This window comes from Enterococcus sp. M190262 (genome assembly GCF_005843965.1).
GTDB classification, from domain to species: Bacteria; Bacillota; Bacilli; order Lactobacillales; family Enterococcaceae; genus Enterococcus_D; species Enterococcus_D gallinarum.
Genome location: NZ_CP040461.1, coordinates 293,585 through 316,863, shown reverse-complemented (window position 1 = coordinate 316,863; position 23,279 = coordinate 293,585). Strand labels below are relative to the sequence as shown.

At 39.9% G+C, this 23,279-nt stretch carries 14 protein-coding genes; 11 read left to right on the top strand and 3 right to left on the bottom strand.

All coding sequences use genetic code 11. The features are described 5' to 3' along the window. Window positions 1-19: 19 nt before the first annotated feature. The 7 genes from FE005_RS01405 to FE005_RS01375 all read left to right on the top strand — a co-directional run bounded on the left by FE005_RS01405 (window position 20) and on the right by FE005_RS01375 (window position 12,191). A complete protein-coding gene (locus FE005_RS01405; RefSeq protein WP_081131972.1) occupies window positions 20-1,273 on the top strand; it encodes an ABC transporter substrate-binding protein in 1,254 nt (417 codons plus the stop codon). Between the two features lie 67 nt (window positions 1,274-1,340). After that, on the top strand, window positions 1,341-3,773 hold the full coding sequence (locus tag FE005_RS01400; RefSeq protein ID WP_113849306.1) for a hypothetical protein: 2,433 nt from the start codon (window positions 1,341-1,343) through the stop codon (window positions 3,771-3,773). Continuing rightward, on the top strand, window positions 3,770-4,639 hold the full coding sequence (locus FE005_RS01395) for a carbohydrate ABC transporter permease (protein WP_103300198.1): 870 nt from the start codon (window positions 3,770-3,772) through the stop codon (window positions 4,637-4,639). The genes FE005_RS01400 and FE005_RS01395 overlap by 4 nt, the downstream gene beginning before the upstream one ends. Continuing rightward, window positions 4,632-5,471 carry a carbohydrate ABC transporter permease gene (locus FE005_RS01390; protein ID WP_081131969.1) on the top strand — a complete coding sequence of 280 codons (840 nt, stop codon included), beginning with the start codon at window positions 4,632-4,634 and terminating at the stop codon, window positions 5,469-5,471. Before FE005_RS01395 ends, FE005_RS01390 begins: the two co-directional genes overlap by 8 nt. A 25-nt stretch (window positions 5,472-5,496) precedes the next feature. Continuing rightward, window positions 5,497-8,478 (top strand): glycoside hydrolase family 2 TIM barrel-domain containing protein, encoded by a 2,982-nt coding sequence (locus FE005_RS01385; RefSeq protein WP_138371174.1) that lies wholly within the window; start codon window positions 5,497-5,499, stop codon window positions 8,476-8,478. Between the two features lie 4 nt (window positions 8,479-8,482). Continuing rightward, complete coding sequence (locus FE005_RS01380; RefSeq protein ID WP_081131967.1) at window positions 8,483-10,009, top strand: alpha-N-arabinofuranosidase; 1,527 nt, start codon at window positions 8,483-8,485, stop codon at window positions 10,007-10,009. 61 nt (window positions 10,010-10,070) lie between these two features. Continuing rightward, the gene (locus FE005_RS01375; RefSeq protein WP_175413529.1) at window positions 10,071-12,191 is read left to right on the top strand and encodes a glycoside hydrolase N-terminal domain-containing protein; all 2,121 of its coding nucleotides are present in this window, start codon (window positions 10,071-10,073) and stop codon (window positions 12,189-12,191) included. Window positions 12,192-12,526: 335 nt separating this feature from the next. Here the strand turns inward: FE005_RS01375 and FE005_RS01370 are convergent, their stop codons facing one another. Beyond that, on the bottom strand, window positions 12,527-15,139 hold the full coding sequence (locus FE005_RS01370; protein ID WP_138371172.1) for an HAD-IC family P-type ATPase: 2,613 nt from the start codon (window positions 15,137-15,139) through the stop codon (window positions 12,527-12,529). A 249-nt stretch (window positions 15,140-15,388) separates the two neighbouring features. On the opposite strand from FE005_RS01370, the gene FE005_RS01365 reads away from it, so the two are divergent. Together FE005_RS01365 and FE005_RS01360 are read left to right on the top strand one after the other, a co-directional pair. Beyond that, window positions 15,389-16,036, top strand: a complete 648-nt coding sequence (locus tag FE005_RS01365; RefSeq protein WP_175413528.1) for an HAD family hydrolase — start codon at window positions 15,389-15,391, stop codon at window positions 16,034-16,036. A gap of 344 nt (window positions 16,037-16,380) precedes the next feature. Next, window positions 16,381-17,718: an amino acid permease gene (locus tag FE005_RS01360; RefSeq protein ID WP_103300204.1), complete on the top strand. Its 1,338-nt coding sequence runs from the start codon at window positions 16,381-16,383 to the stop codon at window positions 17,716-17,718. Window positions 17,719-17,812: 94 nt separating this feature from the next. Here FE005_RS01360 and FE005_RS01355 read toward each other — a convergent pair whose 3' ends face one another. After that, window positions 17,813-18,172: a hypothetical protein gene (locus FE005_RS01355; RefSeq protein ID WP_081131963.1), complete on the bottom strand. Its 360-nt coding sequence runs from the start codon at window positions 18,170-18,172 to the stop codon at window positions 17,813-17,815. Window positions 18,173-18,813: 641 nt separating this feature from the next. Then, on the bottom strand, window positions 18,814-20,334 hold the full coding sequence (locus tag FE005_RS01350; protein WP_138371170.1) for a helix-turn-helix domain-containing protein: 1,521 nt from the start codon (window positions 20,332-20,334) through the stop codon (window positions 18,814-18,816). Between the two features lie 206 nt (window positions 20,335-20,540). On the opposite strand from FE005_RS01350, the gene FE005_RS01345 reads away from it, so the two are divergent. Further along, window positions 20,541-22,742: a VWA domain-containing protein gene (locus FE005_RS01345; protein WP_138371169.1), complete on the top strand. Its 2,202-nt coding sequence runs from the start codon at window positions 20,541-20,543 to the stop codon at window positions 22,740-22,742. A 164-nt stretch (window positions 22,743-22,906) separates the two neighbouring features. Continuing rightward, a complete protein-coding gene (locus tag FE005_RS01340) occupies window positions 22,907-23,278 on the top strand; it encodes a GntR family transcriptional regulator (protein ID WP_003125548.1) in 372 nt (123 codons plus the stop codon). Window position 23,279 lies beyond the last annotated feature (1 nt).

Genomic DNA, 23,279 nt, shown 5'->3' with positions numbered 1-23,279 from the left:
TCATTAGGAGGAAATATTGATGAAAAACAAGATTTTAAAGGCTGGTTTATGTGTGGGTTTATTAATGGGCTTGTCGGCATGCGGCAATTCTGACTCAGCTTCTTCCGACACTGTAAGATTGTTTGTATCGGGAGATGCATCAGAAGGCGGTGCCTATAGTAAGATGGCAAAACGTTATGAAGAAGAGACTGGTATCAAAGTAGAAGTAACAGACGTACCTTATGCAGATATGGAGACGAAAATTTCTAAAGCTGTACAGTCAGATGATGCCCCCGATGTTGCACGGGTTGCAGGGGTTTTACCAGATTGGGGAGACTATTTAGTTGATTTGACAGATATTGCTAAAAAAGGCAAAACGCTAGATTCAATGACGATTAAAGACGAAGACGACAAGGTTCGCGCCTTACCAACAGATATTACTGCGGTAGGAATGTTCATCAATACAGATCTTTTTGATCAAGCAGGGGTTTCTTATCCGCAGAATGAAGGAGAAGTTTGGACATGGGATGAATTTTTAGAAGCTGTGGACACGATCCAAGAAAAAACAGATGCCAAATATGGGTTTGTAATGGACCCTTCTGATCATCGATTGAGAGCGTTCACGTACCAATTTGGTGGGCAGGATTTTGTTCTGAATGATAAAACCGGTACTTATGAAACTGATGATGCGACAAAAGCTGCGTTACAAAAGTTCATTGACCTAAATAATGATGGAACAATTCCAAAAACGGTCTGGACTTCTGGAGAAGATGCTTCTTCAATGTTTAAGAGTGGAATGATTCCAGCATATATGTCAGGAAGTTGGCAAATCAAAGATTTCACCACGAACATTAAAGATTTCAATTGGCAAGCCATTTACATGCCGTATGAAGCAACTCGTGCTACCAATATGGGCGGTAATTTTATGGTTGGTTTTGAAAACAGCAAGAATAGTGAGGGCGGACAGAAATTTATGGAGTGGTTGTACACACCAGAAAATTATACTGAGTTATGTGAATTAGCTGGTTATCTTCCAGCAGAAGAAGGAATAAAAGTGAATTACGCAGATGCACAAGCGGCTTACGATATTTACAATCAAGAAATTGAAGCGGCGGCCCAACCAATTTCTTCTAAACAAACTGCAGATCAAGTGGCGATGACAATGGCTGGATACACTGGACTAACTGGGGCATACAAGGACTCAATGATTCAAGTGTTGAATGATGAAATCAGCTTTGATCAAATGATTGAGAATATCGAAAAAGACTACGACGAGGGGTACACGAAGAAGTAAAGTAGGAAATGATGTGGACTGGTACTCATCCGGTCCACATCCATTCTATTTTGAAAGTGGGAGAAGAATGAGCGATTATATCTATTCAGTAAAACAAGGCAGTTCGATCAATTGTTGGCAACGCAGCATGCTCCAAAAGGAAAAAGTTGAAAGCAAAGCTAGTTGTATTGATGCTCCTGTAAATATGACGGAAGGGTATCAAGAAGTCGAATATCCCATTCGAGCAAATTTCTTACAAACGCTTTCTGAGGTGCCGTATCCTGGAAAGCAAGATTTTTCAGAGATATATGATGGTTTTGAAAATCCGAGGGTAGATTTTTCTACTTTTCAAGCAACTCCGCATAAAGTAAGTACATACTTGCGGGCACAGCTTCGTTGTCAAGAGAAACAAGCGGTGGAATGTTCGTTGGTTACCTGCGGAAGAGCTATTCTTTGGATGAATGGGAAATTGCTTACTGATTTTCGGCCCTATACGCGAAACCATGGCACGAAAACCACTGTAGTTCTCCCGCTAGAACAAGGCGATAATGAACTCATTGTTTACATGGATGATCTAGCCGAGCGAGATGTAAATTTTTTTGTTGAATTAAATGTCTTGTCGAATCATCACTTTCAAGTAGTCTTGCCTTTATCGTATGACGAAACTGTTCTTCAACGGGCAGAGGAGTTCTTGAATGGACTTTATTTTGAGAAAGATTTTTATTCTAAAGGAGAAGTACGTATTTGTTCGGACTACGATTATTTCGAGAAAGTCTTTGTTACTTATGAAGAGGTCACCTTTACAGAAGAAATTGGGGGAAATATTACAGATTTCCGACGAGAAAGTCAGTTTCTACCTTTAAATAATCAACGCATTTCTTTAGGGAATGTGGAAGATATCCCTACCTCAGGGCTAACGCATCTGTTTGTGGGCGTGTTACTTCCAGACCAAACCTATCTGTTTAAAAAACTTGTTTTTACAGTTTATAACGAAGAAAAGTTAAAGCGCAACTTAGGTGGAACTTTAGAAGTGAGAAAAGCGACAGCTTTGACAATCTTTTCAAACCTTGCCATTCCGGATATGAATAGTGCGTTAGCAGAAATTCACTTAACCGGGAAATTATCAGAAGAGTGCTGGAAAAAACTTCAGCCGGCTTTTCGTATGATAAAGGAACGGGGAGATTGCGCAGATTTTATGTTCGCACCGTTACTAGGTTTTTGGCTAGGAAAAAAAGGGCAGTTGCCAGAGAAACTAAGGGTAAAACTCCGAGAGTTGGCGATACATTTTCGCTATTGGATTGATGAGCCTGGAAACGATGTCATGTGGTACTTTAGTGAAAATCACTCCTTATTGTTTCATGCTTGCCAATATTTTGCTGGATGCTTGCTTCCAGAGGAAACGTTTGTCACGAGTGGAAGACAAGGAAGTCAACAATATGAATTAGGAAAACAGCGCTTGTTACAGTGGTTTGATCAATTTGAACACTATGGGTTTTCTGAATGGAATTCTACTACGTATCTGCCTATCGATCTAATAGGTTTTTTCAGCCTTTATACGAATGCGCCAGATGAAGAGATAAAAGATGCAGCGAAAAAAGCATTGGATTTCACATTCACGATCATGGCTGTAAATTCTCATGGAGGAACTCTTTCCTCCACATTTGGCAGAACATATGAGCACGATTTGAAAGCCATGCGTTTGGGAGAAATAAGCAATATTTTGGCAATTGCTTGGGACCGAGGGAACTTTAATTACGCCTTACGAGCATCGACACTTTTTTGCCTATCTGATTATGTTCCACCAAAAGAATGCATGTCTTTGATTGATTTACAGCCAAATGAGGAATTGACAGCAACTTATCTTCAGGGGATCAATCGAGTGCAGACGTATCTCTATAAATGTCGAGAATATTCAATTGCTAGTGGAATCGAGTATCACTGTTTTCAAAAGGGCCATCAACAACATATGATGAATCTTTCGTTAGGCAGTGATGGGACACAGCTTTGGATAAACAACCCAGGTGAGTTTATGCATAGTGGTGAAAATCGGCCTAGCTATTGGGCTGGAAATGGCCGGATGCCTTGTATTAAACAATTTAAAAATATTCTGCATATGAAATACGATTTATCCAAAGCATATGTACCGTTTATCCACATGTATGTGCCCTATTGGAATTTAGAGCGGGTGGATATCAATGATTCTAATTGGCTGTTTATCAAAAAAGATCAAAGCTACCTTGGCGTTTACTTCTCGCAAGGTTATGAAATGCAGCAGATCGGGGATACTCGTGGTAGAGACATCGTTTCTAAAGGAATCAATCATACCGTACTTGTGAAGTGCGGGAGCAGGAATGAGTTTTCGACTTTTGAGACTTTTATGAAATCGGTTAAAAAATCTAAAATGACCGATGACTCTTTTTATGATCCTCAATTTGGCGCATTAGTTTGGCAGGAGATTGAACATCTTGCATCGTATCAAGTCATACCAGTTTTAAAAACGAAAGAGGGGGGCAGAGCATGAAGAAACTTAAAAAAAATAAATGGCCTTTGATTTTTACGGGAGTCAATATTGTCCTGTTCATTACTTTTTTTCTCGTACCAGCAATTTTGGGCTTTTATTACTCTTTAACGGACTACAAAGGATTTGGGACTGCTAACTTTCTTGGTTTCGAAAATTATATTGCTTTATTTCAAGATGCGAGTTTTTACCGATCTTTATTCCGAACCTTTACTTATGCAATTTGCTTGGTGCCGCTGATTTACGCTGTTTCTTTAGGAATTGCCATTTTGCTGAACAGCAAGCACACAAAGGGAAAGCTCTTAGGGAAAATTGTTTTCTTCTTGCCTTGGACAATTTCGGGTATTGTTGCTGGGGTTATTTGGAAATGGTTGTTTGGAGAAAATTTTGGCTTTGTGAACTATATCATTGGGAATTTAGGCGGCGAATCTGTTCCCTGGTTTTCCAATGCAAGCGCAGCATTTTCGGTAATTCTGTTGGCAGCGCTTTGGGGTGGGACAGCATTTAACATGTTGCAATTTATGTCTGCTCTCAAAAACATACCTAGGTCATATTATGAGGCAGCCGATATTGATGGTGCCTCATCCTTCCAGAAGTTTTTGTACATTACGCTACCTTCATTGAAGCCGACTAGCTTTATGGTGATCCTATTAGCTAGTATCGGTGCTATGAAAGAATTTGCTTTGGTTCAATCCTTGACAAATGGCGGACCAGGTACAGCAAATATGTTCATTGTGCAATACATTTATACAACTGGCTTTGACAAGATGAAAGTTGGGTATGCCAGTGCAGCCTCCATGGTATTATTTGCAATCTTATTAGTTCTCGGACTCGTTCAAATGAAAATTGGAGGTGGTAAAAATGAATGACGCATCAAAGCTTCACGATAAAACGAGCACAACCATTCTCACAGCTGCCTTAGTTCTTGTGGCAATGCTGTATTTGTTCCCACTAGTTTGGTTTATACTCAGCTCTTTTAAACCAGGGTCAGAATTATTTTCCTATCCATTAAGTGTCTTGCCGGAGCATGCCACCATGCAGAATTATCTCGATGCATGGTCCAGTCTAGATTTCGTAAGATACTTTACAAATACTTTGAAGTCGTCCGTTATTACCACGATATTGACAGTTATTGCCAGTGCAACGTGTGGCTTTGCATTTGCAAAATATGATATGAAGTGGTTGAAATTCTTTTTTGTCTGCATTATTGCAACAACGATGTTACCTACCGAAGTAATCATGAATCCAGTGTTTACAGTGATTCGAGAATTAGGTTTGTATGATAGTTTAGCCGGGATCATTATTCCTTCAATCAACACTGCTACAGGAATTTTCATGTTCAGAACCTTCTTCGTCTCTATTCCAGACGACTTAATCGAATCCGCACGCATCGATGGAGCCTCGGATGGGGAAATATTTATGAAAATCATGTTACCTATTGCCAAACCAATCATTATGACGCTGAGCATCTTTTCATTCCAATGGCGTTGGAATGACTACATCTGGCCCTTGATTGTTTTGAACGACCCCAAAAAATACACTTTTCAGGTAGCTATTAGGAGTTTGGTGGGGGCAGAAAATGTCAACTGGACCGTGTTGATTGCTGCTTCAGTGCTTTCAATTATTCCCTTAGTTCTCGTGTTTATCGTGTTCCAACGTTATATCTTAGATTCTGGTGCAACAACTGGTATGAAAGACTAATTATGAATGAAAGCGAGAAAAACGAATGTTTAAGACAAACTACTTGTCAGATCCCCAGCGCATTCATGAAAATAGACAAAGCCCGCGAAGTTATTATCTCCCCTATGCTCCAATGGATGATCATGACAATTCTTCGCGAGTTTTGTCATTGAATGGATTTTGGCGATTTCGATATTTTCCGTCTCATCTAGATGTTGAAAGGGAGCGGTTTTTTGCTGATGATTTTTGGCAAAATAGTCACCTGATTTCTGTACCAAGTAATTGGCAAATGGAAGGGTATGGACAACCGCACTATACGAATATACAATATCCATTTCCAATCAATCCGCCCTTTACGTTCTCTGAGATTCCGGTAGGGGTTTATCGATATGATTTTATTTGTGACTCTCAAAAAATGCGGCAATTTCTTAGGTTTGAAGGAGTGGATAATTGCTTTGCGTTGTATCTTAATGGTAAATATATAGGATTTAGTAAGGGCAGCCGCAATCCAGCTGAATTCGATGTAACCGCTTCTATCGAAAAGGGAGAAAATCAACTTGTCGTTGAAGTTTTTCAATGGTCCGATAGTTCATATATTGAAGATCAAGATATGTGGTGGTTGAGCGGCATCTTTCGTGATGTAGCTTTGCTGCATCGCCCCCAAGAATGTATCTGGGATTTCCACATTCAAACATCATTTGACAGCAACTATGAGAATGGTATTTTGACTATTGATTTTCCGAACATTCATGGTAATCAGCTCGATTGCGAAATTTTTTTAGAAAAAGAATCACTTGTCTTTCAAAAAAAGATTGTGATAGATAAAGAAAACCATCATTTTTCTTTTCCAGTCGTTTCACCTCAAAAATGGACTGCTGAAACACCAGAATTGTATCGGTTGCGCTTTGTCACTTCAGAAGAGGAAATTTGTCAGGAAATCGGCTTCAGAGAAGTGGCTCTTTTGGAAAACAAAATTTGTATTAATGGCAAGCCAATTCTATTTAAAGGAATCAATCACCATGAGTTTCATGAGACGAAGGGGCGAGCTCTGCCAAAAGGTTTCTTAGAAAAAGAGATCCAGTTGATGAAAGAAGCGCATTTTAATGCCATTCGAGCAGCTCACTATCCTCATAGTCCTGAATTTTATCAATTGTGTGATCGCTACGGATTATACGTGATGGATGAGGCGGACTTAGAGTGTCATGGAATAGGCAGTACCGGAGATAAAAATTATTTGAGCAGCAATCAAGATTGGGAGGAAGCTTATCTTGATCGCATGAAACAAATGGTCGAGCGAGACAAAAATTATCCTTCAATCATTATCTGGTCGGTAGGAAATGAGTCTGGAAACGGAACAAACCACGAAGCAATGATTCGTTGGTGCCGCGAAAAAGATCCTACTCGATTGATTCATCATGAAGGAGAGTCCCGTGATTGTATTTCAGAAACAGATGGGCGCTACTTTAAAGATGTTCAGCAAGCCGATTTTAATTCTAGAATGTATGCGACGATTCAAGAATTACAAGAGGTCGCAGACAATCCGCAAGTTATCAAACCATACATCCTTTGTGAATATGGACATGCGATGGGAAATGGCCCCGGTTCGTTGAAAGAATACTGGGAAATGTTTTATAAAGAACCGCAATTACAAGGTGGCTTTTTATGGGAATGGAAAGATCAAGGAATCAAAGCAAAGCGGGAAGGGCAACCGACCTATTTATACGGCGGCGATTTTGGTGATATTCCTAATGACTACAATTTTGTTTTGGATGGGTTAATGACCCCTGATTTACAACCATCACCCAGTTATTTCGATATTCAACGACAACAAGAACCAATCGCCATTGATTTTTCCTCGTATGAAGTCGGAAAAATAATCCTACGCAATCGCAATCAATTCAAAGACTTGTTAGATATGAAGTGTTGTTTTGAAATAAAGCGAGATCAAGAAGTGTTGGTAAGAAAGATCGTGACAGTTCATTTACCCCACGAAAAAGACGTCGAAGTGATATTACCTAGCGAACTGTTGCACACAAAAAAGGCCAATTTGCTAAAAGTGCAGATTTTCGATGAGCAAAAGACGCTTCGTGGCAAATTAGCTCGTATTGTCGCATCTATGCCAATCGAAGGAGACTCTCTACCAGGGCAAGAACCTGATATACTCCTATTTAATGAAATTCAGGATGATGCAAAAATGTTGCTGCTCCGAAATGGGAAAAATTATTTGAGAGTAGATAAAACTACTGGTAAATGGCAGTTCATGAACGAGCATCAAGACATTTATCTAGCCTCTCCAGAAAGTATTTTTTGGCGACCGACAACAAACAATGATTTTATTTCTAGTGAAATATGGCGGGAATATGGTGTCGATCGCATGATGACAAATTTAATGAGCTGCAGCATTGTCGCCAATGATTCTGATAAATTGAAACTATCTTTAAAGGAAGCAATCGGGCCAGCAGGAAAGTTTTGGCATATTGAGCAAACAACGAATATCACTTTTTTCAAGGATGGACGAGTCACCTATGAAATATCTGGGGAGCCTAAAAACCATTATCCGCTGACAGTTCCTCGTATCGGACTTGTTTGGCAGCTGCATAAACGATTTACGAAAACTTGCTGGTCTGGAAAGGGACCTAAAGAAACCTATGCAGATAATGAAAATGGCAGTTACTTTGATGTGTTTTCTCAAGCAACAGATGAACTGAGTTTCCAATATTTATATCCACAAGAAAGTGGCAATCATTGCCAGACGAAGTGGGCGACATTCAAGTCGGACGATCAATTAGCACTCAAGTTCCAAGGAAACCATTTCTTTAATTTTAGTGTACATTCTTATTCTGCTGCGGCTATTGATTCCGCACAACATATTCATGAACTAAAAAAAGCAGACCGCTATTATTTGTACATCGATTATCAACAGCACGGGATTGGTTCCAGAAGCTGTGGTCCGGATGTACTAGACAAATACCAACTACATTTACAGGATTATCATTATCAATTTGAGATAAGAATAAAAGGAGTGTGATCAAGTGAAGGCTAGGGCACGTATTTCACAAACACAACAAATTTCGAGAATCGATCGCCGAATTTATGGTTCATTTATTGAACACATGGGAAGAGCAGTCTATGAAGGTATTTATCAACCAGATCATGAAACGAGTGACGAAAATGGCTTTCGGCAAGATGTTTTAAAACTTGTCAAAGAATTGGCAGTACCAATTGTTCGCTATCCTGGAGGAAATTTTTTGTCTGGCTATCGTTGGGAGGACGGCATTGGGCCAAGAGAAAAGCGACCTAAACGACTCGACTTAGCGTGGCAAAGTATTGAAACGAATGAAGTAGGTTTACATGAGTATATGCGTTGGGCTAAAGAATGCGATACTGAAGTGAATATGGCCGTTAATTTGGGAACGCGGGGTATCGATGCAGCGCGTCATCTAGTTGAGTATTGCAATTTTGAAGGAGGCACCTATTGGTCTGATCTTCGAAAGCAAAATGGAGACGAAAAACCCTTCGCAATTAAAACCTGGTGCTTAGGCAATGAGATGGATGGAGATTGGCAAATTGGGCATAAGACAGCAGAAGAATATGGTCGTTTAGCAGAAGAAACTGCCAAAGCGATGAAATGGGTAGATGATTCAATTGAACTAGTGGTGTGCGGCAGTTCCAACAGCTCTCGCCCGACATTCGTGGATTGGGAATTAACGGTACTTGAGCACACATACGAATATGTCGATTACTTATCACTGCATCAATATTATGACAATAAAACTGACAACCTTGCTGAATTTTTGGCCAAGTCAGAAGATATGGACCGTTTTATCAAGTCAGTAATCGCCATTTGCGACACGATGAAAGCAAAAAAACGAAGTGACAAGACCATGATGTTGTCCTTTGATGAATGGAATGTCTGGTACCATTCCAATGAAGAAACTGCGGCGCAAAAGCCATGGACGGTAGCACCTCACATTTTGGAAGACATCTACAATTTTGAAGATGCTTTACTTGTTGGCAGCATGCTCATTACATTATTAAAGAATTCTGACCGAGTGAAGATTGCTTGTCTAGCGCAATTGGTGAACGTGATCGCACCGATTATGACTGAGAAAAATGGGACAGCTTGGAAGCAGACCATCTTCTATCCGTATCAACAAGCTTCATTGTATGGACATGGCAAAGCATTAACTACAACAGTTGATGTAGTAACTTATGATACCAACAAAATCAAGAATGTACCCTATCTTGACAGTATTGCTATTTTAAACGAAGAAAAAGATGAACTAGTTATTTTCTCTGTTAACAAGCATAGTTGTGAAGAAATTACATTCACGGTTGACTCTGATTTGAGATTGGCGTGTGTCATTGAGGCTACTGAAATGGCTGATTACGATACAAAAGCAGTTAATGGACCAAATCAAGAGTTAGTTGTCCCTTGTGATTCGAAGGAGCGGGTAGTGATTGATGGAGGAAGCGTTACAATCAGCACAAAGCCGCTTTCTTGGAATATGACTAGAATTAGGTTGAGCGAAAGAGATCACAAGACTATGACTGATTAATCAAGGAACAATACTTTTTCAAGAACAGCCATAGGACTTTTTTATGATGGAGGTCCTCAAAATGAATTTTTTCTTTACAAACCCAGCGCAGGAATGGGAGGAAACGTTGCCTATTGGGAATGGTAGTCTAGGGGGAATGATCTTTGGAAGTTTTCCTGAAAAAATTGGCTTGAATGACGAATCACTTTGGTCGGGATACGAATATGACAAAAATCGACCAGAAGCTGCGAATTATTTATCAGAAATCCAACAAGCTATTTTGGAAGGCCGTTATCTAGAAGCGGGGCAACAAGTGGAAGAGTCTTTTTTAGGGAATTACACCGAGAGCTACTTGCCTTTGGGAAATCTGATTATTACACAACCAGACCAACAAGGAGCGATTGATCAGTATCGCCGTTGTCTTGATTTAAGCAGAAGTAAAGTAGAAATAACATACCAAGGAATGAGAGGTGTCTATCAGCGCGAGTATTTTGCTAGTTATCCTGACCAAGCCTTGTGGGGAAGATTTATTGCTCCGGAAGCTGAATCCATTAGTATTGCTTATGAGTCACAGTTACACTCAAAAGTTGTTTACCATGCTAATGAAAGCTGTGTTGAAATACAGGTTCAATGTCCGGAACATGTCAATCCAAACTATATAAGCAATGAATGGGATTTTGTACAAGGGACTCGCGGGGAAACACATATTTATGAATTAATCATTGAGCAAACGGATGGAAATCTTGTTTTTAACAACGATCGACTTATCATTGAAAATGCCCGAAACGTATCATTTCTTTTTAGAAGAAAAGGGGCAGGAAAAGTTCCAAGCTTTGTAGAAGCTAAAAAGCGTCACAGGAAAGACTATCAAGAACTGTTCAATCGAGTAGAGATGTATTTGGGCGACCAAGTCCAGTTGCCGCTGAATGAACGTATTGCAAGGGTAAAAGAAGGGCAGTTAGATCCTGGCCTAATCGCTTTATATTTTCAATATGGACGCTACTTATTGATCAGTTCTTCTCGTCCTGGGAGTTTGCCGAGTAATTTACAAGGGATCTGGAGTTGGCAGCTGCGAGCGCCTTGGTCATGTAATTTCACAACAAATATCAATTTAGAGATGAATTACTGGTTAGCGGATACTTGTAATTTACACGAATGCTTTGTACCTTATAGTAACTTTATTGAACAACTCTCTAGCGCAGGAGAAAAGACCGCCTTCCTTCATTATGGTGTAGCAGGATCTGTGTGTCATCATAATACTGATCGCTGGTTTACAACCAATCCAGTGGGGACTCCTTATCGATCTCAGACTGGTAGAGGAGATGCTTCTTGGGCGATGTGGCAAATGGGCGGGGCTTGGCTAGCCAGTGATTTATACCGGCACTATGAGTACACGGGAGATAGGACATACCTGAAAGAGGTGGTCTATCCAGTATTGCGAAAGTCTGTTATGTTCTTAGTCAATACATTAATAGAAAGTGACGGAATATATCACAGCTGTCCCTCGACGTCACCAGAGAACCTGTTTTTCGATGCTGCTGGCAACAAATGTTCATTGCAGCTATCAACTGCAATGGATATCTGCTTGATCAATGAAAATTTTGATTTCTTCCGGTTAACTTGTGAATCACTAAATATTCATGATGATTTGTTGGATAGAATGAAGCGAATCCAGCCCTATTTAGCAACTGTAAAAATTGGGTCAAAAGGTCAAATTTTAGAATGGCAAGAAGAATTTGAAGAAGTGGAACCTGGACATCGCCACGTTTCCCATCTTTATGGCGCATACCCTGGTGAACTTTATAGAACAGAGGAGCTTTTAAATGCAGTGAGAAAGTCAATTTCTCTGCGATTAAAAAATGGTGGCGGACATACCGGATGGAGTAATGCTTGGTTAATCAATTTATTTGCTATCCTAGGAGATTCACAGCAAGCCTATCAACATATTCAGCATGCTATTTTAGAAGCTTCGTATAGTAATCTTTGGAGCAAACATCCTCCATTCCAGATTGACGGTAACTTTGGCGTGGCTGCTGGGATCGCCAATCTGTTTATCCAAGATCGCAACGGACATGTTAAATGGTTGCCGTCCTTACCAGCCGAATTGAAAGATGGTTTTGTCAAAGGGCTGAAAATCAAAGGGAATCAGACCGTTGAGATGCAGTGGAAAAACGGTGAGCTGATCAGAAAAAGTATTTATTAAAAGCTTTGCAACAAGAGTTTGTAACAAAATAAAGAAGACGGGACTGTGCCATAAGTCTCCTACAAGCAACACTATCCGAACATTAATGATTATTGCTCCTGCGGTGCAGGGACTCCTCGTCGCAAAAGTCAGAGGAATCAAGCCTAGCAACAGACTATTATTCGGTTTAGCTTGTTGGATGATGACTTATGGCACAGTCCCACTTTTTACTCATCCTTCGAACGTAATCGTCGTTTCTTCCCTAAATGTCTAAATACTATTGAACTAGTGATACGTTCAATAGTATCAAGACTAGTAAAAGGCGCATTTATCTGAGGAAAGTTTGCTATTGCTTATTATTCGAATGAATTGAACTGTTCAGAAAAACTTTCATTCAGAATCACACGTGTAATGTGCTTTTCCGACTCTACTAATAGAAATAGTAGTAAAGCAGGAAGAATGCTTATCAGCATATTGTTCAAGCTTAATGAAGTTGTTTGGACGATTCTCTGCAGCGGCGGGAAATAAACCATCGCTAATTGTAATAGAGCCATCACTGACAACGAATAGATCAGGGCTTTATTTTGCTTGATTTTATTACTGAAGGCAAAGCTAGTGATCTCACGACAATTGAGCATGTAAAATGCTTGACCAAAAACGATCGCATTGATGAGGACGGTCTGTCTTGTCGCTTCATCACTAAATAAATTCATGGTAAGGAAGCCAAAAAAGGTCAATAGGATACCCACGTATAGGATTCGAAACAACGTATATTTGGAAATGATTTTCTCATTCATGTCTCGAGGTGCACGGTTCATGATCATTTTGTGCGCGGGTTCAAAGCCTAGCGCATAAGAAAGTGTGATGGATGCGACAAGATTAAGCCAGAGAATTTGAACAGTGGTCAATGGCAAAGGCATGTTTCCCAGCATGGAGACGATCAGCAATAGACCTTGCGCCAAACAAGTTGGTAAATAGAAGAGGATCGTCTTTTTTAGATTGTCAAAAATTCTGCGACCTTCTCTAATAGCTTTGGCAATCGTCGCAAAATTATCATCGATCAGAATCATGTCTGCCGCTTGTTTGCTTACGTCGCTCCCTTTGATCCCCATAGCAATGCCGACATCGGCTTTTCTAAGTGCGGGTGCATCATTTACGCCATCGCCCGTCATTCCTACGATCTCACCTTGTTCTTGCAGGAAAGTCACGATTTGAAGTTTGTGTTCTGGTGTAGTCCGGGCAAAAATATTGGTGTTTTTCACAACGGTTTGCCATTCTTCTGCTGACAAACGATCCAATTCAGTACCAGTAATTGCCCGATCAGCATGATTGATTCCTAGTTGCTGGGCGATCGCTTTGGCTGTTGTAGGGTGGTCTCCGGTAATCATTACTACTCTGACACCCGCTTTTTTACAGTCTGCGACAGCCTCGATCGCGGATTCTTTCGGCGGATCAATAATACCTGCTAATCCGGTCATAACTAGATCATTTATTTCGTCATGGGTTAATAGGGTATCGTTTGCTACATCTTTGTAGGCAAAAGCGATCACTCGCTGACCTTCAGAAGCAAAAGATGAGTTGACTTGTTCCCACTGCAGGCGATCAAATTTTTGCATAGTTCCATCGATATGAGCTGCGGAAACTTTGGTCATAATGACATCCGGTGCGCCTTTGACAAAAATACGTTTCTTGCCATTTATTCTATGACTTGTAGCCATATATTTGTATTTTGAATCAAAGGGCAACGTCTCTACACTTTCTATTCGTTGGGCACCGATCCGATTCGTCCACTTTAACAAGGCTAACTCTGTGGCATTTCCTGTAACTGGACAATGAACATCCTCAAAGCTTTGCGTTTCTTGACAATTTTGCATGATCTCTGCGAGCAGTTCATTCTCCGGGTAATCTTCCTGGTTTGTCTTCAACACATCAGTTACCTGATTGTTTGTAAACAAAGTAGTTAACGTCATGTCGTTTTTTGTTAAAGTACCAGTCTTATCCGAACAAATCACTGTCATTGATCCAAGGGTTTCTACCGTAGGCAATCCTTTCACGATCGCATTTTGCTGAGACATATTTTTTACCCCAGAAGATAGAATAATCGTCAAGATTGATGGCAATCCTTCTGGGATAGAGGAAACGATCAGCGCAATGATCACAGAGACGATATACATCATGCTCATCCCGTAAACGAAATAACTGATCAGTCCAAGTAAAAGAATGAATAGTCCAATACCTTTAAAGATTGAATGATTCATTTCATTGACCTTTTTCAATAAAGGCGTTTCTTTGACTTCGATCGATGAAAGAGATTGGTTGATTTTGCCAATCTCAGTCTCGGAACCAATTGCGACGACGATGCCTTTCCCTGTACCTGATTGGACTTGCGTTCCAGAGTAAGCCATATTGGTTCGATCGGCTAAAGCTGTCTGCTCATCTAAGCGAGTGACGGTCTTCACGACTGCATCAGGCTCCCCTGTCAAAATCGACTCATCGATCTTCAATTCATTGACTGATTCGATTCGCAGATCAGCAGGGATAATATCACCTGGTGCCAAATAGACACGGTCGCCAGGAACTAGCTCTTCTGCATCAATAGACAGTCTTCCCTCTATCGATTCGATAGTTGCTTTTGAACTGAGAAGCTTTGTGATGCTTGATAGCGATTCGTCAGCTTTTCGTTCTTGATAATAACCAATCATGGCATTGAGGATAACGACTAATAAAACGATTGCTCCTTCAACAAAACTACCTGTAATAAATTTCAAAACAGCAGCACCGATCAAGACATACATCAGAGCATCATGGAAATAAGAAAAGAATTTTTTCCATTCTGGTGTTTTTTCTGATTCAGTAAGTAAGTTTTTTCCATACTTTTCCTGATAACTTGTACGCGTTTCCGAAGTGATAAGTTCGGTACTGGTTTCTGATTGTACTGCGTCGATTTCTAAATTATGCCAATGTTTCATTTTTTTCCCTCCATATTCTTTACACCCTTAGCATAAAGGTTAGAGTCGTTCTAAGGTCAACAGTTATTTTTGTTTTTTTGAAAAAAGAGTCCATTTCCTCTTTTTTTTAAAAGATATGAGCGATACGTAGCGCTAGGATCTGCTTGTGGTGATCAATAGCTTCTGACGAGGAAAAAATCAATGATTGTTTTCTATTAAAGAATAGGATACGATGAATAAAACTTTTTGATCATGAAGGGGGAGGATGGAATGAGAACTAAGGGATTGATTTTTGACTTTGATGGGACACTAGGTGACTCTAGAGAATGTGGGATATTGGCGACGCAAAAAGCATTTAGTGACATAGGTCTAATGATTCCTGATGAAAAAACGATCGAATACTACATGGGGATTCCTATTGAAAAATCATTTCTAGAGATGGCGAACAGGCAGTTATCCGAAGAGAAATTAATGGAACTTCTCACTATTTTTCGAAGCCATTATCAATTTTTTGAAGAAAAGTCGCTTAAGGTGTTCGATGGCATCCCTGAATTACTGGCAATTCTTAAAGAGCAAGGCATCAAATGTTTTGTGGTTTCCAGTAAGAAAACCGATATATTGAATCGAAATCTGAAGGGATTAGGCATTGCTGCTTTTTTTACAGAGACGATCGGATCGGATAAAGTGACGCATTATAAGCCGCATCCTGAAGGGATAACCATAATTTTGAAAAATCATGGGTTGCAAAAAGATGAGGTGAGGATGATTGGTGATGCGACCTTTGATATCGAGATGGGGCAGGCAGCCGGTGTAGGCACTGTTGCTGTTGCTTGGGGAAGCCATACGAAAGAAGCCTTATTAGCCGCTAGGCCGGACTTTTTCATTGAGCATCCACTGGATTTGATTGAAACGCTGTAAAGCTGCTTTGGCTAATTTGGCCAAAAAGCCAGCTACTTTCTAGCCGTTGAAACACGTTTTTCTGCTTTTATTGAAGTGGAAAAACGTGTTTTGTTTGTTAACGGATTGTCACCCTTTTGATAGAATAAGAACGTTTCTTTGAAGGAACTGAAAAAGATTAAAATATGGTAGAATTTTCAGAAAAAATAGATTATTTTTTCAATTTTTAGTTGCAATAGGTTATTTAACTGTGTATGATCTGGGCAAGGAGCTTAGCTCCGTTATTTTTTTGAAACCAGTTATAAGAAATGATGATTTTTTTGATTGATTTCATTTATGCCTATCGGAGAAACAAGGAGGATCTTATGAACGAAGAAAATCAATTAAAAAGACAAATGAAAACTCGCCACATTACTATGTTGGCTCTTGGCGGAGCAATTGGTGCTGGCCTCTTCAAAGGAAGCGGAGAAGCGATCGACTTGGCCGGTCCTTCGGTATTACTCGCCTTTATTTTTTGTGGTCTTATTTTATTTATGGTGATGACAGGACTTGGAAAGCTGGTTCTAGAAGATCAAAAGCAACATGGTCTTTCTGGGTTGGTCCAACCTTATCTGGGGGTGCATACGGCTGATTTTATCGATTGGCTTTACTGGTCGATGTGGATGATCAATATCATTGCCGAAGCGGTAGCAGCTGCCAGCTTTTTGCAGCTTTGGTTTCCCAATATTCCGGCGTGGGTCTTTGTTTTGATTTTGGCCCTTTTAACAACAGCCATTAATCTTTTCTCTGTACGTTTGTTTGCAGAAACAGAATACTGGCTCTCTTGGGCAAAAATCAGTGTAGTGATTGCGTTGATCATTATTGGCATCTATTTAGTCGGCACACAACTACTTGACATTGGCTTCTTGCCGACCTTTAGTCAAATCACTGACCATGGTGGTTTTGCCCCTCATGGGATTCAAGGATTTATCAACTCATTGCTAGTAGTTATTTATTCCTATGGTGGCTCAGAATTGGTGGCAATCACGATCAGTGAAGCAGAAAATCCAAAAAAAGCGATTCCTAAAGCGATCAGAGGGGTCATGACACGTATCACAGCTTTTTATATTATTCCGCTGTTTCTATTACTGATCATCTACCCGTGGAATCAGTTAGCGGATCCGAATGTGAGTCCATTCGTGATGGTCTTTCAAAAGATCCATTTGCCTTTCGCGTCGGACATCGTGAATTTGGTAATCATTCTGGCTTTATTTTCTTCGATCAATTCAGGAATCTATGCGTCTTCGCGAATCCTGTATTTCCGACTGAGCAACAATGGCAATGCTAAGCATAAATTTATTGCTTTAAATAAAAATAGTGTCCCGCAACGAGCAATCATGTTTTGTAGTGGAACGTTATACTTAGGTGTTGTGCTTTCCTATTTTTTAGGAGACAAATTGTTTGGCTATTTAGCTGGATCTCTTTCCTACACTGTTCTTTTGATCTGGCTATTGATCAGTCTGGCCGCTTTTGTCTTAGCCATTAAGCAAAAGAATCTTTTTCGTAAAGGTTATTTAAGTTTGGCGATTGTTTCTCTCGTCTTGCTGTTTCTGGGGATTTTGATCACAAATTCGATTGCCGTCACTGGTTTTACAGCGGTGTTATATGCAATCATTTTTTTCAGCTTTTATCGTCAACATAATCGGAAAGAAAGCAATCTTTGAAATAATAAATGAAGCAACGAGCAATCAATCGTAGTTATCGTTTGATGGAAAGACGAAAAAACTGCTACCTCTGTTTTTGAGAGGCAGCAGTTTTTTATTTAGCTGACTTGACAACGAGCAAACCAACTTGTTCACTACTGCGAAGATTTTTGTTATATTCTCTAAAGCCATCGCGGACGATGACTGAATAATCCGCCTTCAGTTCGATGACCGCTTTTAGCACTTTGATAAGGGCATGATCGTAGATATTTCCATTGATCACGACCTTTGCGTCCCTCTCCGAAATTTGGTCTTTTAGTTTATGACATAACTGATCAGGGGATCTTAATAATTCATGGATTGTGATGAAGTAGATGATTTCGTTAGGGGAGTGGCCTAAAAAAATATCTTTTTCCACGGTTTGCTTTGTGGATTGCTGCATTTGTTGTTTTAAATAATCATCGATTCTGGACACTCATCTGTTCTCCTTACATATAGAAATAATAAAAACGAGGGTAGCGCGTTACTGAATTTCATCAGGTTTGAATAGTTGGGAGGAGTGGCAATCATCTGTTGATTCAGGCAAAAAATGTGCGTTATCATTTTGCCTTTTCATTGACTGGCTCTATCCAAAACATTGAAGCAGTCAACAAATGGCCAAACCAACTAACTCAACAATCAACTTTCAATTATAGAAACATTTCTTAGTATCAACCTCCTTATTCTTTCTTTGCTGCTAAGTGTCACTAATAATAAGAATCGGTTGATTCTTCAAAAGATTAATCAGAAAAGTATTTATGAGAATGAAAGCAGGTTGAGAGCCGATTTTTCGAAGGTGTGAAGCTATTCAGAGAAGCACTGCTTGAAAAGAAATTGTAGTGAAATAAATACTTTGACTGTATATTATCTATCAAGACCATCCGAATAATAGTAAAAAAACAATCTGTCAGCCAATTTGGAATAGTGACAGATTGCTTATACGATTGTTTGTCAGCATCAGATAAGAGCTTATCGTCTTCCTGTAACAATCACCAACTGGAACTAACGAATGCGGTAGCAAGAAGGGGGGGAGCAGGATATCCTATTTTTCTCAATGACTAACTGCATGCTTAAGTTTCAATGGTGCGGACGATTTTGCTGGGTCAGCTCCTCGAGGGCTTGATGGATCGCCAACAAATCAGGTAGTGTGACCTGGGCATTGATCAGTAATACAGGGACTTTTTCAAAAGTTTCAGTCAACGGTGTGGTACTTAAGCAAAGATCATATGCCTCTTGGTCAAAGTGTTCGCGAATATCAATATTATAAAAGCCTTGGAAAGGCATTTTGATCAGTTTTTTTATTGTCAGTGAAACGGCTAAAGGTAAATCCGTTTCGAGTTTGATTCTGATTTGTTTCTGAAACGCAGCGGGTGATATCACTTGCGTCCAAGCCGTTGCGACATGCAATGCAAGTCCTTTGCGATTGAGTGGTTCATCATGATACAAGCTTGTCTGTTCTAAAAGTTTTTCTGACTGCATCCGCAATTCTGGGAAATGTTCTGCGAGAAATTGGACGGTGTCATAGCCTGCCAACGTATGATCGGTTTTTCCAAAAAGCGCAATGGAGAGAATGCCATTTAAAATGGTGTTCAACATCAGATTTTTCTGAGAGGATGGGAATGTTTTTCTCTCATGATGTGAGGCCATTGAAGCAATCACTTCTTGAATGGCAGTAGGGGGCTTCTCCGCCTCATTCGACGAAAAATAAGTCTCTAGCTGAGATTCCTTAAATGTACGGTCAAGATTGGATTGCAGCCAAAGAAAACAAAAACGGCGTTCGTTTTCTGGTAGAAAGAAGTGTTCGGATAATTCTTCTGCTAAGTGATTGAATATGGGCGTATTCTGATCAGTCAGTTGTTGAAACAATTGCAAGTCTTCATCTGCGAGAAAAGGTGCCATCTCCAATGAATCCGTTGGGATCGACTGCCCTTTGCGAAAACGTAAAATAGTGACGGCTAGAATATACGTCGTCATTCTTAATTCGATTTTATTGAAAGGAATCTGGTTATTTTGATAGAAGTCTTGAGCGATCGTTTCACATTTTTTTTGTGAGAGTCCCTTGAACGGCCAATGCAACCCAGAGAATGTCCGCCAAAAGAAGGCGACCATAAAATATCTGATACGTGCTTCGTCGCCAATTAATCGAACCATGCCTTTTTGTTTTCGCAAAGAAAAGCCAATAGGAGTCAATGCGTTTTCTAATTCATAAATTCTTTTACGAACAGTCGATTCAGAGAAAAAATTGTTAGCAGCAAATTGGATCAAATTGATTTCATTTTGCAGCAGCAGGGTTTTAAGTAGTTGAAAAAAAGGATTGGATGCTAAAAGCTGACTCGTCAATCGTTTATAGTCTGTTTTGGTGCCGCTGAATTTATACCCGGATCCGTGTTTGGCAATTAGAATCTCGTTTTTTTCTGCTTGATTGTTTGCCAGCTGTTTGGTCAATGAGTCAAAGCTCTTTTGAACAGAACGACGATCGAGACCTAATGTTTGACTGATTTCTTCTATAGGGACAAAGCGTTTTTGCAAATACAAAAAGCGCAGTAACTCAACGTCTTTTTTGAGGCCACTCCCAAAAAATGTATGGAATCGTTCCATCGATTTGCCTCCGATCTAGTAATTTTTTGTATCAATTTTCTTTTATCATAGCACAAAAAAGGATATTTTTTTGTGTTTGAAATTTGCATTTTTTTGCCTCTTTTATTAGCCGAAACAAACTACAATTTGGATTGGCAAATTTCGTTCACAGTTAAACGATGATTCTCCCATTAAATGAGTGGACATGAAATAAAGGAGTGTAAGAAATGCAAGTTAACAAAAAAAGATCAGGTAAAACAATTGCTTTTTTACTAATGATTATTGGATCAATGGTCATTTTTATTGGTATACAGGCAAGTGCTGCTACTTATGATTTTGATTATCAAGCCAACCAATCTGGACAATATATTACTGATGGTGTCGAACAAGGGGATACCTATAATTATGACTACGGCAATGCACCAGGTGTCGATTTTGATAGTGAAAACTATGTGAACTATCATGATGAAGCTTATGTAAAGAAGAGTGTCAAAGAGGTAGCCGGGCAGCAAGGTCTCTTTGACGTTACTTTAGATGTGAAAGGGAATCAAGTAGATAATCCAGTTGATCTTGTCCTTGTGATTGATTACTCCTCCTCTATGAAAGGAGAGAAATTAACCAACGCCTTAAAAGGGCTGCAACAATTTGGTGAGGAATTAGGAGATTCCCTGTCAAACGGCTCTATTCGTATCGGAATTGTTGCCTATAACCGAACAACTTATTCTACGAATGGCTTCTCCACAGACATCGATTATCTGCAAAATTTTTTACAGCATACGGCGGAATCACACTCAGGAACATTTATGCAAAAAGGCTTGATGGAGGGACAACGTCTGCTCCTTGAACAAAGTCGACCTGAAGCTGAAAAGATGTTTATCCATATTGGCGATGATAGTGCCAATCGCAGCTATTTACCTGCTGAAAATGCAACTGTGTATCCCAATACAGGAAAGATCGATGATTATAATGGCTATCATACTAGCAGCTATACCAAAGCTTTCCAAACAGCTAATCCTCAATACCATACAACAAGTAAGACTTCAACAGATAGTTTAGCAGTTCCAGTCAGCAGTCAAGTGGTGACTGATGAAACATTGGGAACGATCGTTGACATCAAGGAATCGAACTTTGCGGTTTATTCAGTGGCAACGGCACCTTCGGCAAGGGGTGAATACATTGCCCGTAATCTTGCTACTGCACCGGCTAATTATTTGACGACGGACGAAAACCTTAGCGGTCTTGGTTCAGCATTGAAAGAAATTGCGAACCACATTGATAAAACGATTCCCAATGGAACGATCACAGACCCTATGGGGGAAGGAATCCTTTTACAAGGAGCCGGTACGTTTGATAATAGCCATTATCAATTGGTCGGGTGGCGCAAAAATGATCAAGGAGCATGGATCCAAGCTCCTGAAATTGTTGCAGCAGTTCAAGTAACTGAAGCTAATCAAACCATCTCTATCAGCAACATCGCGTTAGGTGAAAATGAAAAACTTACCCTAACTTATCAGGTTCGAATAAATACAGAATCCGCTGAGTTTCAAGGAGAAACATGGGTCTTGTGTAATGGACGCACGACATTAACAACAGGAAGTGATGGTGAATATTTAGATTTTCCTATTCCATCCATCAAGGCACCTGTCGTAGAATTGAAAATTATGAAGAAGTGGATCAATGTTCCAGATGCTGAGATTCCTGATCAGATCGAATACCAAGTCAAAAGAACAACCACCGTTAGTGCTGAAAGTTGGCAAACGTCAGATAGTTTAACCTTGACTAAAGGCGAGGGCTATCAAGGAATACGCACAAAAGTCCCAGTTGAAGGCCAAAATGTAGTATTACCAAAGTACAATAACCAAGGGGAAGATTTCTTTTACACTGTCGAAGAAGTCAATGTTCCAGATGACTTTGAAAGTGCGGTAACCAATGAGGGTGGTACCATCATTATTACCAATACTAAAAAAGAAACATCAAGTACGACAGAGCCAAGTGTTACCGAACCAAGCGTAACGGAACCAAGCACGACAGAGCCAAGTGTCACCGAACCAAGCGTAACGGAGCCAAGTACGACAGAGCCAAGCACAACGGAACCAAGCACGACAGAGCCAAGTGTCACAGAACCAAGCGTAACGGAGCCAAGTACGACAGAGCCAAGCACAACGGAACCAAGTACGACAGAGCCAAGTACGACAGAGCCAAGCGTAACGGAACCAAGTACGACAGAACCAAACACAACTGATTCGTCCATGTTAGGGACTCAGAACAATCAATCAGAATCAAGTCACTCTGCTGCCTTAAACGCTTCAAATAAAACGAATGATAAAAAACTTCCACAGACAAATGATGAGAAGGCGAGTTGGATGCTTGTCCTCGGCATAATGATTGTGAGTGTTATAGGTGGGACAATTATCATACGCATGAAATAACTATCTATCTTTCACGATTAAATCGTGTTCTCAGCTAGGCTTTTGCCTAGCTTTTTTTTTTATGTTCAGTAAAAACTCAAAAATTTTTTAATAAACAGTATATAACACTTGATAACAGTTGTGTACTGTTATATACTGTTTGTAACGAGAAGGGGGAAGAAAATGTGAGATTGATTATTAATACTTCCTTAATGGTGCCGATTTATGAGCAGATTGTCGATCAAATCAAAGGGCATATTCGAAATGGGGAGCTGAATGAGAATGATCCGTTGCCATCTGTCCGCACACTGTCAAAAGAATTAAAGATCAGTGCTTTAACGGTCAAAAAAGCCTATGATACGTTAGAATCTGAAGGTTTTACAGTAACGGTTCACGGGAAAGGAACTTATGTAGCTGCTACCAATACAGAGCTTTTATTGGAAGAGCAAAAAAAGGAGCTGGAACAAGACTTGGAACAAGCAATTCTAAAAGGGCGACGTTGCGGGATTAGTGATGAAGAGATAAAAAGTTTGTTTGAATTGATATTGGAGGGTTGAA